The organism is Azospirillum sp. UFLA03-27 (genome assembly GCF_059803775.1).
In genome coordinates, this window is the sequence record NZ_JAUQTX010000175.1 from 1 (window position 1) to 15,114 (window position 15,114).

Here is a 15,114-nt window from a genome sequence, read left to right on the forward strand (position 1 = left end):
GCGTATAATCGTCGGCAGCGTCAGATGTGTATAAGAGACAGGGGTGGGCTGGCGCTGACCCTGCTCAGCGGCGCGCTCGACCGCAAGGACGGGCGCCGCGGCGAGGCCGTCGCCCAGCCTGCGTGATTATATTGAGAAGAACACCACGTTTGAGAGGATCGAGACCGATGCACACCGTGACCGCCAACGGCGCCTCCATCCCCGCCCTCGGCTTCGGCACCTTCCGCATGAGCGGCCCCGACGTGCTGCGCATGGTGCCGCAGGTCCTGAAACTCGGCTTCCGCCACATCGACACCGCGCAGATCTACGGCAACGAGAGCGAGGTCGGCGAGGCCATCAAGGCGTCCGGCCTGCCGCGCGGCGAGGTCTTCCTGACCACCAAGGTCTGGGTCAGCAACTACAAGGCCGACGATTTCCGCCGCTCGGTGGACGAGAGCTTGGCAAAGCTGCGGACCGACTACGTCGACCTGCTGCTGCTCCACTGGCCGAACGAGGCCGTTCCGCTCGCCGAGCAGATCGAGGCGCTGAACGCCGTCCGGGCCGCCGGCAAGACCCGCCACATCGGCGTCAGCAACTTCAACCGGGCGCTGCTGGACGAGTCCGTGCGCCTCAGCAAGGCGCCCATCGTGACCAACCAGATCGAGTACCACCCGTATCTGGACCAGTCGGTGATGCTGGAGGCGGCGCGCCGCCACGGCCAGTCGGTCACCGCCTATTACGCCATGGCCGACGGTAAAGTCTTCAAGGACCCAGTGCTGACCGATATTGCCGCCCGGCTGGGCAAGAGCCCCGCCCAGGTGGTCCTGCGCTGGCTGGTCCAGCAGGAGGGGGTGATCGCCCTGTCGAAGACGGTCGGAGAAACGCGCGCCGCCGAGAACCTCGCCATCTTCGACTTCGAGCTGTCGGAGACGGACATGGCGGCCATCCATGGCCTCGCCCGCCCCGACGGGCGGATCGTCAGCCCGGACGGTCTGGCGCCCGCCTGGGACTGACGTCTTGAGCTAATGCGGCATCAGGGGCCAGAACAGCGCGATCGCCGTCGTGCCCAGCACGATGACGATCAGCGACAGCGGCAGGCCGAGGCGCGCGTAGTCGCTGAAGCGATAGCCGCCCGGCCCCATGACCAGCGTGTTGCACTGGTGGCCGATGGGGGTGAGGAAGTCGCAGCCCGCCCCCACGGCCACCGCCATCAGGAAGGCGTCGGGCCGCAGGCCCAAATGGTTGGCGAGGCTGGCCGCGATGGGGGCCATCACCAGCACGGTGGCGGCGTTGTTCAGGAAGGGCGTCACGGCCATCGCCGCCACCAGCATCAGGGCCAGCGCCCCGACGGGCGGCAGCCCCTGCGCGGCGACGGACAGCCAGCCGGCGATCAGCTCCGTCCCGCCGGTGGTGCGCAACGCCTCGCTGACCGGAATCAGGGCGCCCAGCAGCACCAGGATCGGCCACTCGATCGATTCGTAGGCCTCCTTCAGAGTCACCACGCGCAGCGCCGTCATGGCGACCGCGGCGCCGAAGAAGGCCAGCGTCACCGGGACGAGGCTGGTCGCCACCAGCCCGATGGTCACCGCCATCACGGCCAGCGCGATCCGCCGCTTGCGCCGCCGCCCGATGGACAGGTTGCGCTCCGCCAGCGGCAGGCAGCCCAGTTCGTTCAGCGTGTCCGACAACCCCGCCGCCCGCGCCTGGAGAACGACCAGATCGCCCGGCTGGAAGCGGACGCGGCGCAGCCGCTGGCGGATCGGCCGGCCGCGCCGGCTGAGCGCCAGCAGGTTGGCGCCGTAGCGCTCGCGCAGTTCGACATCCTCGACGTTGCTGCCGATCAGGGGAGAGCGCGGCTCCACCACCGCTTCGAGGACCGCCAGATCCTCGTCGCTTTCCACCCCCTCCAGTTCCTTCTCGTGCATCAGCTCCAGGCCGGCGTGCTTCACGAGGTCGCCCAGCGCCTGGGTGTCGGCCTCCAGCACCAGCACGTCGCCCGCGAGCAGCACCCAGTGGCCGGACGGGATGTGGCGGCGGTGCCGCCCGCGGATGATCGCCGCGACCGTCACGTCACCCTCGCCGTAGGCCTCCAGGTCGGCGACCGTCTTGCCGACGAAGGGCGACTTCTCCGGGAGCAGCGCCTCCGCCGTGTAGTCGTCGATGGAGAAGCCCCCGGCGCTGCCCGACGCCGCCTGCCGGCCGGTGGGCAGAAGGCGGTAGCCGACCGTCAGGAAGGCCACCCCCGCCACCGCGATGGTCAGCCCGACCGGCGTGAAGTCGAACATGCCGAAGGGTTCGCCGACCATCTCGTTGCGCAGGCGGCTGACGATGATGTTGGGTGAGGTGCCGACCAGCGTCATCAGCCCGCCGAGCAGCGAGCCGAAGGCCATCGGCATCAGCAGCAACGACACCTTCGTCCCGTTGCGCCGCGCCACCTGCATGGCGATGGGCATGAAGATGGCGAGCGCCCCGATGTTCTTGACCACCGCGGACAGCAGCGTCACCGCCCCCGTCAATACGATGATCTGCGCCGGCACGGTCTTCATGCGGGCGCCGAGGGGGCGCATCACCTCCTCGATGATCCCGGAACGGCCGACCGCGGCGCTGACCACCAGCGCCGAGCCGACGATGATGACGATGTCGTCGGAGAAGCCGCTGAAGGCGTCCTTTGGCTTGACGATCCCGACGGCCACCGCCGCCAGCAGCGCCAGCATGGCGACGAGATCGTAGCGCAGCTTGTCCCAGATCAGCAGCGCGATCACCGCGCCGATGATGCCGAAGGCGAGTCCCTGGTCGAGCGTCATGCAGCCCTTTTTTGGGGAATTGTTGGTGCGTCGTTACTGGGATTTGCCGGAGGATGAGCCTGATGGCGCCGCGTCGCGCCCCTTCCCGGCCCCGCTGGAGCCGGTGTTGGCGTTCGACGGCGACCGGGCGTTCCGGACAAGTTCGCCGCAGTGTGGCTGCTCGTCGCTGCCTGGGTCAAGAAAAGGCAGGACGCTGGCGAGCGGAGTCAGCAGGACGCCCAGCGCCACCGCCGCGGCGCCGCGCGCCGCCGACTCCGCCGCGTTCACCCCGATGTCCGGCAACCCCAGGGTGCCGCGGACATGGACCGGAACATGGGTGGCGAAGATCTGGGGGCTCTTGGCGCGTCCCAGAACGGTCATGTCCATCGCCTCGCTGCGCAGGTTGATCGTGCCGTCCGCCGTCACCAGCGTTTCCGGCGTGTCGAGCACCAGCGCGCGGCTTTCCACCAGCCCGTCCTTCACCGTCACGTCGGCGACCAGACAGTTGAAGGGCAAGGGCTTGTCGCCGGACAGGACGACGCCCAGCGTTTCCAGGATGTTGGTCTTCAGCCCCTTGACCGCGTAGCTGGTGATCCGGCCGCCGTCCACCGCAACGCCCAGCTTGCCGTCGGAGGACCCCAGGATGTTGGCGACCGTGGTGCCCTGCCCCTTGAGCTGGATGCGCCCGCTGGCCGTGCCGCCCATTTCCTGCGCGAAGGCCGTCTCGCGGAACAGGCGGGCCAGCTTGATCTGACGGACGTCCAGATTCACGTCCAGCGCCGGGGTCTTGCGCCCGCCGTCGAGCACCGCCGTTCCGGCCACCCGCCCGCCGCCGACGCCGAGCGACAGCGGGTCGAGCACCAGCCGCCCGTTCTCCAGCTTCGCCCGCGCGTCGAGGGCATCCAGCGTGGAGAAGGGCGCCTCCACATGCTCGCCGCGGAACTTCACGTCCATGTCGGCGGTGCGCAGCTTCTCCAGCGGGACCTCGGTGGCCGGGATGACCCGCTCCCGCCCCTTGGTCGGGTAGTCGTCGCGGCCTTTCGGCGAGGCACCGATGAAGCCCGCCAGATCGATCGCCGCCAGCTTGCGCGAGGTCAGGTCGCCGGTGATCCGCGGCCGCTCGCCGCCCAAGTCCACCGCCACCTGCCCGGACAGGTCGCTCTCGCCGACCTTGCCGTTCATCCCCTCGAACCGCCAGACGTCGCCCTCGCGCCCGAGATGGCCGGAAATGGCGTAGGGCCGCGTCGTCGGCACGGGAATGCCCAGGATCGGGAAGACGTCGGCCAGATCGTCGCCGCGCAGCTCCACCGACAGGTCGACGCCCTGGAGCAGCACCGGCTCGGCGATGGAGCCCTCGATCTTGCCGCGAGTCTTGCCGATGGCGGTCTCGACGCGCAGGGGATAGGGCTTGGGATCGTCGCGCAGATACTCCAGCGAGCCGCCGGCCGCCGTCAGGGTGAAGGGCTTTCCGGCGAAGTCGCCCTTGCCCTCCAGCCGGACCTCCTGGTCGCCGTTGCCGCCGACCGCCGTGTTGACGCCGCTGTCGATGTCAATCTTGCGGATGGGGTCGCGGAAGCGCAGCCGCCCCTCCTCGACCACGAGCGTTTCGATGATCGGCAGGTCGGTGCGGTCTTCCGGCTTGATCGTCTCCTTCGCCGCCTCCTTGCGCGGGTCCGGCCCGCCGAAAGTCCAGTTGGCGGCGCCCTCCCGGTTCTTCTCCAGGAGCAGCTTGGGACCGGTAAGCCGGATCTCCGGAAACTCGAAGTCGCCGCGCAGCAGCGGCCAGAGGCGAAGCTGAAGGTCCAGCACCCGCAGTTCCGCCATCGTCTTGTCGTCGCTCCACTCCGCGTTGGCGACCCGAAGCCCTTCGACGCGGATGCGCAGCGGGTCCCCCAACCGGACGTTGAGATCGCCGTCGATGACGACCTCGCGGTTCAGCGCCTTGGACGCCTGCCGGGCGATGAAGCCGCGGGCGTCGTTCCAGTCGAAGACGGCCAGGGCGATGCCGATGCCCGCCGCGACGGTCACCGTCAGCCCCAACAGGCCGTAGCCGATCCATTTCACCACGGCCATCCGCCGCGCCCCCCCTGCCTGCCTGCACCGCACCCTCTGGCTGAATAACGGGCAAATGCCCGGCGGTGTGGCGCCTTACCTCCAAAGGGCTGGGGAAAGGACGATCTTGTACGGATTTAACGAAAAATTGAGCGAATCTGGCTATGGGTGGTCCCGCACGGCTTTCCACTTCCCTCCCCACCCGAGAACCATGCGTTCACTTACAAATTTTGCTCCCTCCACCTTTGAGGAGCGCGGCGCCGCCGTGGCCTTCACCACCCCGGTACTGGCGCAGACGCGGGTGCGCAAGGACGACCGGGATAAGCTGGAGGTTCTGATCCCCAACCTGTCGGACGGGCGCGGCGTCTATGTGGTGCCGTGGAAGGGCCTGCCGGTCGCCTTCCCGATGACCGTCCACGACCGCATGTTGCAGGACCTGATCCGCAAGGCCGACGGCTGCTCGCCGGACGACATCCGCAAGGCGGTGCTCCAGGCGGCGCGCTGCGGCCTCGCCGGGCCGCTGGCCGTGGAGGCGGCCGAGGCCGTCCTGCGCGACGAGGACGAGCAGCGCCTCCTCATCAACTACCAGCTCATCGTCGAGGTGCTGAAGGCGGTCGGGCTGGAATCCACGGACATCCTGCGCGCCGGTCTCGGCTCCGAGAAGGGCGAGCATCTGACCCGCAGCTACATGACCAAGGCGGCCCAGAGCCTCGCCCTGGAACCGACCGAGCTTTACGCGCGGGTGGCCGAGCTGGCGACCTTCATGGAGCCGGTGGGCATCGCCACCTCGCCCAGGCCGGCCCGGCTGCGCCGTCTGGCGCGCGACCTGCTGCAGTTCCGCGACAGCATGACGGAATGGTCGACCGGCAACGTGTCGGAGGCCGCCCCCATCGGCACCTTCTGCGCGGAGGTGGCGGAGCACACGCTCAACCAGGTCCGCAACGTGGTGAACCAGCTCGACCAGTCGGTGGCGGCCTTTGAACTGCTGCTGCGCCAGTGGGAGACCAAGCGCACGCTGGTGCGCAAGGCGACCACCCGGCTGTCCTGGCTGCTCGACGGCTGGGACTTCATCATCACGAGCTGGGCGGAGGCCCAGACCCGGAGCAAGCACGAGCAGGACATGGCCGTGCACGAGCTGTTCCGCGTGCTGCCGCTGCTGCCCAGGGACGAGGAGAAATCCGATCACGCGCTGCTGGCCGACGGGCTGCTGGCCGCGAACCGCCGCACGGTACGGGCCTATGTGGATTGGCGCAGCGGCCAGCTCGACATGGACCTCGTGATGCGGATCGAGGCGATCAAGGGGAAGGCGGCCTGACCATGACCACGGACCCCAAGGCCCTTCTCAGCCTCGGCACCAAGCTGCTGGACATCGACGAGGCCCGATTCCGGCAGGTGGTCGATCTGCTGCAGCAGATCGGCGACCATCCCGAGGTCCGGCACACCTTCTCGCTGATCCGCCCCCGTCTGGCGGAGGTGCGGCCCAGGCGGCGCGCGACCTTCAAGCGGCTGTTCTGCGAACCGTTCGAGGACCTGTTCCAGCTTCCCACCGGCAACCAGCCGGCTCCGCTGAACAAGGTGGACCGCGACGCCGTCAACGCCCTGTGGCCGCTGGTGGAGGGTCAGATCGGCAAGGAGCGGCTGCGCGGCGTCGCCGGCGCGCTGGGCGACGGAGCGTCGCGGGCGGAGCCGGCCCGCGCCTTCTGGTCCATGGCCTCCGCCGCCGTGGCCGACATTCTGGAGCAGACGGAAACCGGGCGCTTCGCGGACGACCTGGGGCTGCGGCTGAATCCTGACCGCCTCCGCACCATCGAGGACATCGCCCGCATCCTGACAATCGCCCAGCCGGCGGCCGAACTGAAGGCCGTCCTGTCGCCCAAACCAATCCAGAAGCTGCACAAGGACCATCTGGACGGCATCCAGGCCATCGGGCGGCAGGTCGCGCGCGGGCGGCCGGACGCGCTGAAGCTGTTCATCCTGCTGGCCGCGGCCCGCCTGTCCGACCCGTCGATCCTGCTGGGCAGCCTGTGGGACATGGATCTGGGCCAGAAGTCGAGCGAGCGCGCAGCCCTGTTCCTGGACCTCAGCGGCACGGTGGTGGCGCAGATCGAGGAACGGTCGCGCGGCGTCGCCTCGGCCTCGGGCGGCACGGTGGACCGCATGGCCGCCGCCACCCTCGCGGTCGATCTGGTGGCAAGCCTGGAGGCCACGCGCAACGCCATGGAGCACAGCCGCAACAAGGACTTCGACCAGCGGCTGAAGATCATCCGGAACTCCGTCCACGAGCTGGTGCGCACCCAGGTGCTGGACGGGGCGGAGACCGAAATCCTCACCGCGGTGGACACCCTGGTTCCCGGCACCGACACCGCGCGGATGGTGCAGGCGGAGAACCAAGCCCGCGCCCTGCGCAAATGCTCGACCATCGCCGACACGCTGGGCCTGCGCGGCGAGCTGAAGAGCGTGACCCAGCAGGCCACCGCCTCGCTGACGGGCACGGCGCGGCAGTCGCTGGCGGACGGGATCGGCGACGCGCGGACCGGGTATACCGCCATCCGCATGATCGAACTGATTGCCGGACCGGCGGAGGCCAACCAGATCATGGACGACATCCTGAGAGGTGGACGCCGCTGAGGGCACCGGGGAGATCGCATGACGCGTCGCGGAGGCTACGTCGGCTGGGCGCTGCCGGAGGCGGAGCGCGCCCGTCTGCTGGCGCGGTTCCCGGCGCGCTACGCCCGCACCGTCGCCCATCACGTCACGCTGGTCTACGGCGTCGGGGCGGGGCACCCGCTGCCGACGGCGCGCGAGGGGACCATCCTCGGGCTGGCCGACGATGGAGAGGGCTTGCAGGCGCTCGTCGTCGCCATCGCCGGGACGACCGACCGGCCCGGCGGCGGCACCTATCACGTCACATGGTCGCTGGGGCCGGGGCGCCGTGCGATGGAGTCGAATGCGGTGATCGCGCGCCTCGGCTGGACCCCGGTGGAGCCCGTCGCCGTCCGGCTGGAGCCGCGTTTCTTCCCTTTCTAGGCGTCCCTTTCTAGGCGCCGGGACCGCCGCTGGCGTTGGCCTCCGCTGCGGCGCCGCGGTTCAGCGCCTGCTCGCGGTGGAAGACGAACAGACCGCTGCCAATGATGAGCAGCGCGCCCACGATGATGCGCAGCGTCGGCGCCGTGCCCCAGACCAGCAGGTCCAGCACCACCGCCCAGATGATCGACACATACTGAAACGGCACGACGACCGCCGCCGGGCTGAGCTGGAGCGAGCGGTTCATCGCCGCGTGTCCGGCCAGCGCCGTGACGCCCAGCGCGCCCAGCAGCAGGAAGTCCAGCCCCGGCGGCGGCACCCAGACCAGCGGCAGCGCCGCCCCGCCGAGCAGGCCGGTGCCGAAGGTCTGGAAGCTGACCAGCGACAGGTTGCTCGAATCGCGCAGCAGCCGGGTGGAGATCAGGCCGGTGGAGAAGACCAGCGTGCCGAACAGGGCGACCAGCGACGGCACCGCGTCGAACTGGCCCGTCGGGTTCAGCACGATCACCACCCCGGCGAAGCCGACCACCACCGCGGCCCAGCGGCGCCAGCCCACCTTCTCGCCGAGCAGCGGCACCGACAGGGCGGTGACGATCAGCGGAGCGGCCATGTAGATGGTCATGACGTTGGCGAGCGGCAGCGACCGCACCGCCCAGTAGAAGCAGGCGACCTCGCCCGCCACGCAGCCGACGCGCAGAAGATGCAACGGCAGCCGCTTCACCGCGAAGACCGACCGCACCCCCTCGCGCAGGATCAGCGGGGCCAGCAGCATCGCGCCGAACAGGCTGCGGATGGCCAGCAGCATCGCCACCGGATAGTCGGCGACCAGCCACTTACCGAGCGCGTCGTTGACGGTGAAAAGCGACATGCCCAGCAGCATCAGCAGGATGCCCAGGCGGGTGTCGGTGGCGGCGGAGGACGGGGTGCTGGAGGCGATCATCTCGGTTCACGCAAAAAATCCCTCCCCCCGCGACCGGCGGGGGAAAGGATGGGATCGGGGCGGCAAAATGACGGGTGCGCGCGGTTCAGACCACGCCCTTCTCCCGCAGGGCCGCGATGTCCGCCGCGCATAGGCCCAGCGCCTGCTCCAGCACGGCGTCGGTGTGCTGGCCGAGCGTTGGCGGGGCCACCGTGTGCTCGATGGGGGTCGCGGAGTAGCGGATCGGGCTCGCCACCGTCGGCACGGTCCCGGCGGTCGGGTGCGGCAGGTCCTGGTGGATGTGGCGGGCCTGGACGTGGGGGTCGGCGAAGACCTGCGACACGTCGTTGATCGGGCCGCAGGGCACGCCCACCGCCTCCAGAGCCGACAGCCAGTCGCGGCTGGTCCGCTGCTCCAGCAGCAGCTCCAGGATCGGCACCAGCTCCTTGCGGTTGGCGACGCGGGCCGGGTTGGTGGCGTAGCGCGGGTCCTGCGCCAGCTCCGGACGTCCGGCGACCTGACAGAATTTGGCGAACTGCCCGTCGTTGCCGACCGCCAGGATGATGTGGCCGTCCAGCGTGGCGAAGGCCTGGTAGGGCACGATGTTCGGGTGTGCGTTGCCCAGCCGCTGCGGCGCCTTGCCGCCGACCAGATAGTTCATGGCCTGGTTCGCCAGCACCGCCACCTGCACGTCGAGCAGGGCGAGGTTCACCCACTGCCCCTCCCCCGTCCGGTCGCGGTGGGACAGCGCGCCGAGCACGCCGATGGTCGCGTAGAGACCGGTGAAGACGTCAGTGACCGCGACGCCGACCTTGACCGGCCCGCCGCCCGTCTCGGCATCGGGTTGGCCGGTGATGCTCATCAGCCCGCCCATGCCCTGGATCATGAAATCGTAGCCGGCGCGCTTGGCGTAGGGGCCGTCCTGGCCGAAGCCGGTGATCGAGCAGTAGACGAGGCCCGGGTTGATCGCCTTCAGGCTGTCATAGTCCAGCCCGTACTTGACCAGCCCGCCGACCTTGAAGTTCTCGATCACGACATCGGCCTGGGCGGCCAGCTTGCGGACCAGCTCCTGCCCCTCCGAGCGCTCGAAGTCGATGGTGATCGATCGCTTGCCGCGGTTGGTGGAGAGGAAGTAGGCCGACTCCTTGCCGGCCCAGGGGGGACCCCAGGCGCGCGTGTCGTCCCCGGCGCCGGGCCGTTCGACCTTAATGACGTCCGCACCGAGATCGGCCAGCGTCTGCGCCGCCCACGGGCCGGCGAGCACGCGGGAAAGTTCCAGGACACGAACATGGGAAAGCGGGCCGGGCATGCTGGAGTCCTTATGGAAGAGCGCCTCATTCCCTCTCCCGCCCCGGGAGAGGGTGCCCGCGTCAGCGGGCGGGTGAGGGTCGTCCGAGAATCAAGGCGCCGATTCTCGGGCGACCCTCACCCTTCCCACGCCCGGGGGCGTGGGCCCCTTCCCTCTCCCGGGACGGGAGAGGGACAACAAACTTCACCTCACGCGAAGGCCTGGATGCCGGTGATGGCGCGGCCCAGGATCAGGGCGTGGATGTCGTGCGTGCCCTCATAGGTGTTCACCGCCTCCAGGTTCATCACGTGGCGGATGACGTGGAACTCGTCGGCGATGCCGTTGCCGCCGTGCATGTCACGGGCGACGCGGGCGATCTCCAGGGCCTTGCCGCAGTTGTTGCGCTTGATGAGCGAGATCATCTCCGGCGCCGCCTTGCCCGCGTCGAGCAGGCGGCCGACCTGCAGCGCGGCCTGCAGGCCGAGCGCGATCTCCGTCTGCATGTTGGCGAGCTTGAGCTGCGGGATCTGGTTCGCGGCCAGCGGGCGGCCGAACTGCTTGCGGTCGATCTGGTACTGGCGGGCGGCGTGGAAGCAGAACTCCGCGGCGCCCATGGCGCCCCAGGCGATGCCGTAGCGGGCGCGGTTCAGGCAGCCGAACGGGCCGACGATGCCCTCGATGTTCGGCAGGCGGTTCTCCTCCGGAACGAAGACCTCGTCCATGACGATCTCGCCGGTGGCCGAGGCGCGCAGCGAGAACTTGCCCTCGATCTTCGGCGCCGACAGGCCCTTCATGCCCTTTTCGAGCACGAAGCCGTTGATCTTGCCCTCGTCGTTCTTCGCCCAGACGACGAAGACGTCGGCGACCGGCGAGTTGGTGATCCACATCTTCGCGCCGCTGACGATGTAGCCGTCCGCGACCTTCCTCGCGCGGGTCTTCATGCCGGCGGGGTCGGAACCGGCGTCCGGCTCGGTCAGGCCGAAGCAGCCGATCCACTCGCCGGTGGCGAGCTTGGGCAGGTACTTCTCGCGCTGGGCCTCGCTGCCGTAGGCGTAGATCGGGTGCATGACCAGCGAGGACTGCACCGACATGGCGGAGCGGTAGCCGCTGTCCACCCGCTCGACCTCGCGGGCGACCAGACCGTAGGAGACGTAGTTGACCCCGGCGCAGCCGTAGCCGTCGATGGTGGAGCCGAGGAAGCCCAGCTCGCCCATCTCGTTCATGATCTCGCGATGGAAGATCTCGTGCCGGTTGGCCTCGGTCACGCGCGGCAGCAGCTTGTCCTGGCAATAGCTGCGCGCGGCGTCGCGGATCATCCGCTCGTCCTCGGTCAGCTGCTCGTCGAGGAGCAGCGGGTCTTCCCAGGCGAAGGAAGCGAGCTTGGCGGAGGCGGCTCCGGTCTTGGCGGCCATGTTTGAAATCTCCCTAGGTCCGATGCGCCCCAACATGGCGCGGCCGCTTTCATGGTTCAAATACATTTATCAGAGGACTTTAATATGATTCTCATATAAGACACTGGCATGGACCTGCGCCATCTCCGCCATTTCGTCGCCGTCGCCGAGGAGCTGCATTTCAGCCGTGCCGCCGCCCGGCTGGGCATCGGGCAGCCGCCGCTCAGCCAGTCGATCCAAGCATTGGAGGCCGAGCTGGGCGCCCGCCTGTTCGAGCGCACCAAACGCCGGGTCGAGCTGACCGAGCCGGGGCAACTCCTTCTCGGCGAGGCGCGGGAGATCCTGGCGCGGGCGGAGCGCGCCGCCGTGCTGACCCGCCGCGCCGCCAAAGGCGAGGTCGGTGAACTGCGCGTCGGCTTCACCGCGGCGGCCCCCTTCCTGCCGATGGTGCCGCGGATCATCGACGCCTACCGCCGCGCCCACCCCGACGTGCATCTGACCCTGGTCGAGCTGCCGTCCAAGCAGCAGTTGACGGCGCTGGCCGACCGCCGGCTCGACGTCGGCTTCATCCGCGAGCCGCGTTTCGTCCCCGAGCCCGAGTCCTTCCGCTTCCACGACGTGGTGCGCGAGCCGCTGCTGGCGGTGATGCGCGCCGACCATCCGCTGGCCGGGCGGGAGGTCGTGCCGCTGGCCGCCCTGCGCGACGAGCCCTTCGTCTTCTACCCCGCCGATTTCGGCACCAGCACGCACGAACAGGTCTTCGCGCTGTGCGCCGCCGCCGGATTCCGCCCCAACGTCACCCAGGACGCGCGCGAGGCCTTCACCATCATCGGGCTGATCGCCGCCGGGCTGGGCGTGTCGATTCTGCCTGGCCAGCTTCGGCAGGTGGCGCTGGAAGGGGTGGTGTACCGGCCGCTCGACACGCCGGACGCCGTCACCACCCTGCAACTGGCCCAACGCAGCAACGAAAGTTCGCCCCTGGTGAAAAAATTCACCGGCCTCGTGGAGCGGATCGTTCCTTTTGTTCCGCCCATCCCCGGCGCGTGAGCGGCGACTCGGGAAAAATCGCCTGTCCGGACCCCGAACCTCCCAAAGTCTGGGTTTTCAAGCGGTCAAGGAAGGAGCAAACTCCCGTTCAAACTGCGTGCACGGCCTTCGCAGATGCACAAAATTTCGTCAGACCGATGCCGAACCGTTGAATTGATCACAATGCGAGCATCGGGCTTGTCGAATTTATTAAACGGGTATACCGTCTGGCCCATTGCATAGGTCCTGTGTCGGGAACGCAACCCTGACCCCGGACCGCGCTCGGGACACCTCGGACGGGGGGAGGATGATGGACGGCGGCATGGTCACGACCGCACAGGCACTGGTGCGCTTCGTCGGGGTCCAGAAGACCTATGACGGCGAACACCTCGTGGTGAAGAACCTCGACCTCGACATCAAGAAGGGCGAGTTCGTCACCCTGCTCGGCCCTTCGGGCTCGGGCAAGACGACCACGCTGATGATGCTGGCCGGCTTCGAGGTCCCCACCCACGGCGAGATCTACCTCGCCGACCGGCCGATCAAGAACATGCCGCCGCACAAGCGCGACATCGGCATGGTCTTCCAGAACTACGCGCTGTTCCCCCACCTGACGATCGAGGAGAACGTCGCCTTCCCGCTGACCGTGCGCAAGATGTCGCGGTCCGAGGTGAAGGAGCGGGTGCGGTCGGCGTTGCGCATGATCAAGCTGGAGAACCTGGCGCACCGCCATCCCGGCCAGCTGTCGGGCGGCCAGCAGCAGCGCGTGGCGTTGGCCCGCGCGCTGGTCTTCAACCCGCAGCTCGTCCTCATGGACGAACCGCTGGGCGCGCTGGACAAGCGGCTGCGCGAGCACATGCAGCTCGAGATCAAGCAGCTGCACGAGACGATGGGCATCACCGTCGTCTACGTCACGCACGACCAGAGCGAGGCGCTGACCATGTCGGACCGCATCGCTGTGTTCAATGACGGCATCGTGCAGCAGATCGACAAGCCGGACGCGCTGTACGAACGCCCGGTCAACAGCTTCGTCGCCAACTTCATCGGCGAGAACAACGTGCTGAGCGGCACCGTCGAGAATATCGAACAGGGCTTCTGCCGGGTGGCGCTGGCGTCGGGCGGCTCGGTCGTGGCCCAGGCGATCAACGTCGCCGGTACGGGTGCCGTCACGGCGCTTTCGGTCCGGCCGGAGCGCATCAGCATCCTGACCGACGGGCAGGCCCCGGACGGCATGAACGCCCTGCCCGCCCATGTCCAGGACACCATCTATCTCGGCGACCACGCGCTGGCCGTGCTGAAGGTCGCCGGCAACGGGGAATTCATGGTCAAGCTGCCGCCGGGCGCCCACGCGGGCCTCAGCCACGGCCAGAGCGTGTCCATCGGCTTCCGCCCCGAGGACTGCCGGGCGCTCGATCCCGTGTGATCGGCCGCACCCGTCCGTCCGGTCTCTCCGGGAGGGGGGACCGGGGGCGCGCAACACCTCCTGACGCAACCACACATAATGAAGGAACGGGGACGATGTCGAAGCTTAAGGTGGCAGTTGGGTTCCTTGCGACGTTCACCGCCGGTGTGGCGCTGGCCACCGCCGCGCAGGCCCGCGACCTGACGGTCGTGTCCTGGGGCGGCGCCTATCAGGAAGCCCAGAAGAAGGTCTATTTCGAGCCGTTCAAGAAGGCCGGCACCCCGATGAACGACGAGTCCTGGGACGGCGGCATCGGTGTGCTGCGCGCCAAGGTCCAGGGCGGTGCGGCGACCTGGGACGTCGTCCAGGTGGAGAGCGAGGAGCTGGCCGTCGGTTGTGAAGAGGGCCTGTTCGAGACGATGGAGTTCAACAGGATCGGCGGCGAGCAGGCCTACCTGCCGCAGACCGTCGATGCCTGCGGCGTCGGCGCGATCGTGTACGACTTCGTGCTCGGCTACGACAAGGACAAGCTGAAGGACGCACCGAAGAGCTGGGCCGACTTCTTCGACACCACCAAGTTCCCGGGCAAGCGCGGTCTGCGCCAGGGCGCCAAGACCACCCTTGAGATCGCCCTGATGGCCGACGGCGTCGCGCCGAAGGACGTCTACAAGGTTCTGGGCACCGAAGAGGGCCTGGAGCGCGCCTTCAAGAAGCTCGACACCATCAAGAACGACATCGTCTGGTGGAAGGCCGGTGCCCAGCCGCCGCAGCTGCTGGCGTCGGGCGAGGTGGCGATGACCTCGGTCTACAACGGCCGCATCGACGCCGCCAACAAGGCCGAGAAGAAGAACTTCGGCATGGTCTGGAACGGCGCGCTCTACACCATCGACAGCTGGGTGATCCTGAAGGGCAGCCCGAACAAGGAAGCCGCCTACAAGTTCCTCGACTTCGCCGGCAAGGCGGAGAACCAGGCCAAGCTGTCCGAGAACATCGCCTACGGCACCTCCAACAAGGACGCCCCGTCCAAGCTGGCGCCCGCCGTCCTGAAGGATCTGCCGACCGCTCCGGACAACATGAAGAACGCGGTCGAGATCAGCGTTCCCTTCTGGCTGGAGAACATCGACCGCCTGACCGAGCGCTTCAACAAGTGGGCGGCGAAGTAAGCCGCTGAGCAGTGCCCCCACCCAGACCCGCCCCCCGGGGCTTTTAACAAAAAACGAGCCCACCAGAAAAAAAAAACGATCACGGAATGC

The 15,114-nt window shown here is 68.5% G+C and carries 12 protein-coding genes; 7 read left to right on the forward strand and 5 right to left on the reverse strand.

The features are described 5' to 3' along the window. The first annotated feature begins 167 nt into the window (after positions 1 to 167). Entirely contained in the window at positions 168 to 992 is an 825-nt protein-coding gene (locus tag Q4I23_RS22480) for an aldo/keto reductase (RefSeq protein WP_498527686.1), read from the forward strand. A gap of 9 nt (positions 993 to 1,001) precedes the next feature. Here the strand turns inward: Q4I23_RS22480 and Q4I23_RS22485 are convergent, their stop codons facing one another. Next, positions 1,002 to 2,783 carry an SLC13 family permease gene (locus Q4I23_RS22485; protein ID WP_454017124.1) on the reverse strand — a complete coding sequence of 594 codons (1,782 nt, stop codon included), beginning with the start codon at positions 2,781 to 2,783 and terminating at the stop codon, positions 1,002 to 1,004. Positions 2,784 to 2,816: 33 nt separating this feature from the next. Then, positions 2,817 to 4,835: an AsmA family protein gene (locus Q4I23_RS22490; protein WP_498527687.1), complete on the reverse strand. Its 2,019-nt coding sequence runs from the start codon at positions 4,833 to 4,835 to the stop codon at positions 2,817 to 2,819. Between the two features lie 244 nt (positions 4,836 to 5,079). Between Q4I23_RS22490 and Q4I23_RS22495 the strand changes: the two genes are divergently transcribed. From Q4I23_RS22495 to Q4I23_RS22505, 3 genes are read left to right on the forward strand one after another with little or no spacing between them, the layout of a single operon-like run. Next, positions 5,080 to 6,129, forward strand: coding sequence for a hypothetical protein (locus tag Q4I23_RS22495; protein WP_498527688.1), 1,050 nt, complete (start codon positions 5,080 to 5,082; stop codon positions 6,127 to 6,129). A 2-nt stretch (positions 6,130 to 6,131) separates the two neighbouring features. Beyond that, positions 6,132 to 7,442: a hypothetical protein gene (locus Q4I23_RS22500; RefSeq protein WP_498527689.1), complete on the forward strand. Its 1,311-nt coding sequence runs from the start codon at positions 6,132 to 6,134 to the stop codon at positions 7,440 to 7,442. Positions 7,443 to 7,460: 18 nt separating this feature from the next. Continuing rightward, entirely contained in the window at positions 7,461 to 7,841 is a 381-nt protein-coding gene (locus Q4I23_RS22505; RefSeq protein WP_498527690.1) for a hypothetical protein, read from the forward strand. Between the two features lie 10 nt (positions 7,842 to 7,851). Here Q4I23_RS22505 and Q4I23_RS22510 read toward each other — a convergent pair whose 3' ends face one another. From Q4I23_RS22510 to Q4I23_RS22520, 3 genes are all read right to left on the reverse strand, one after another. Beyond that, entirely contained in the window at positions 7,852 to 8,778 is a 927-nt protein-coding gene (locus Q4I23_RS22510) for a DMT family transporter (RefSeq protein WP_137104751.1), read from the reverse strand. Positions 8,779 to 8,863: 85 nt separating this feature from the next. Beyond that, on the reverse strand, positions 8,864 to 10,066 hold the full coding sequence (locus Q4I23_RS22515) for a CaiB/BaiF CoA transferase family protein (RefSeq protein ID WP_498527691.1): 1,203 nt from the start codon (positions 10,064 to 10,066) through the stop codon (positions 8,864 to 8,866). 188 nt (positions 10,067 to 10,254) lie between these two features. Continuing rightward, complete coding sequence (locus Q4I23_RS22520; protein ID WP_454017131.1) at positions 10,255 to 11,457, reverse strand: acyl-CoA dehydrogenase; 1,203 nt, start codon at positions 11,455 to 11,457, stop codon at positions 10,255 to 10,257. A 108-nt stretch (positions 11,458 to 11,565) separates the two neighbouring features. On the opposite strand from Q4I23_RS22520, the gene Q4I23_RS22525 reads away from it, so the two are divergent. The 3 genes from Q4I23_RS22525 to Q4I23_RS22535 all read left to right on the forward strand — a co-directional run bounded on the left by Q4I23_RS22525 (position 11,566) and on the right by Q4I23_RS22535 (position 15,024). After that, a complete protein-coding gene (locus Q4I23_RS22525; protein ID WP_094306919.1) occupies positions 11,566 to 12,483 on the forward strand; it encodes a LysR substrate-binding domain-containing protein in 918 nt (305 codons plus the stop codon). A gap of 301 nt (positions 12,484 to 12,784) precedes the next feature. Further along, entirely contained in the window at positions 12,785 to 13,882 is a 1,098-nt protein-coding gene (locus Q4I23_RS22530; RefSeq protein ID WP_498527692.1) for an ABC transporter ATP-binding protein, read from the forward strand. Positions 13,883 to 13,977: 95 nt separating this feature from the next. Next, positions 13,978 to 15,024: an ABC transporter substrate-binding protein gene (locus tag Q4I23_RS22535; protein ID WP_498527693.1), complete on the forward strand. Its 1,047-nt coding sequence runs from the start codon at positions 13,978 to 13,980 to the stop codon at positions 15,022 to 15,024. The last annotated feature ends 90 nt before the right edge of the window (positions 15,025 to 15,114 follow it).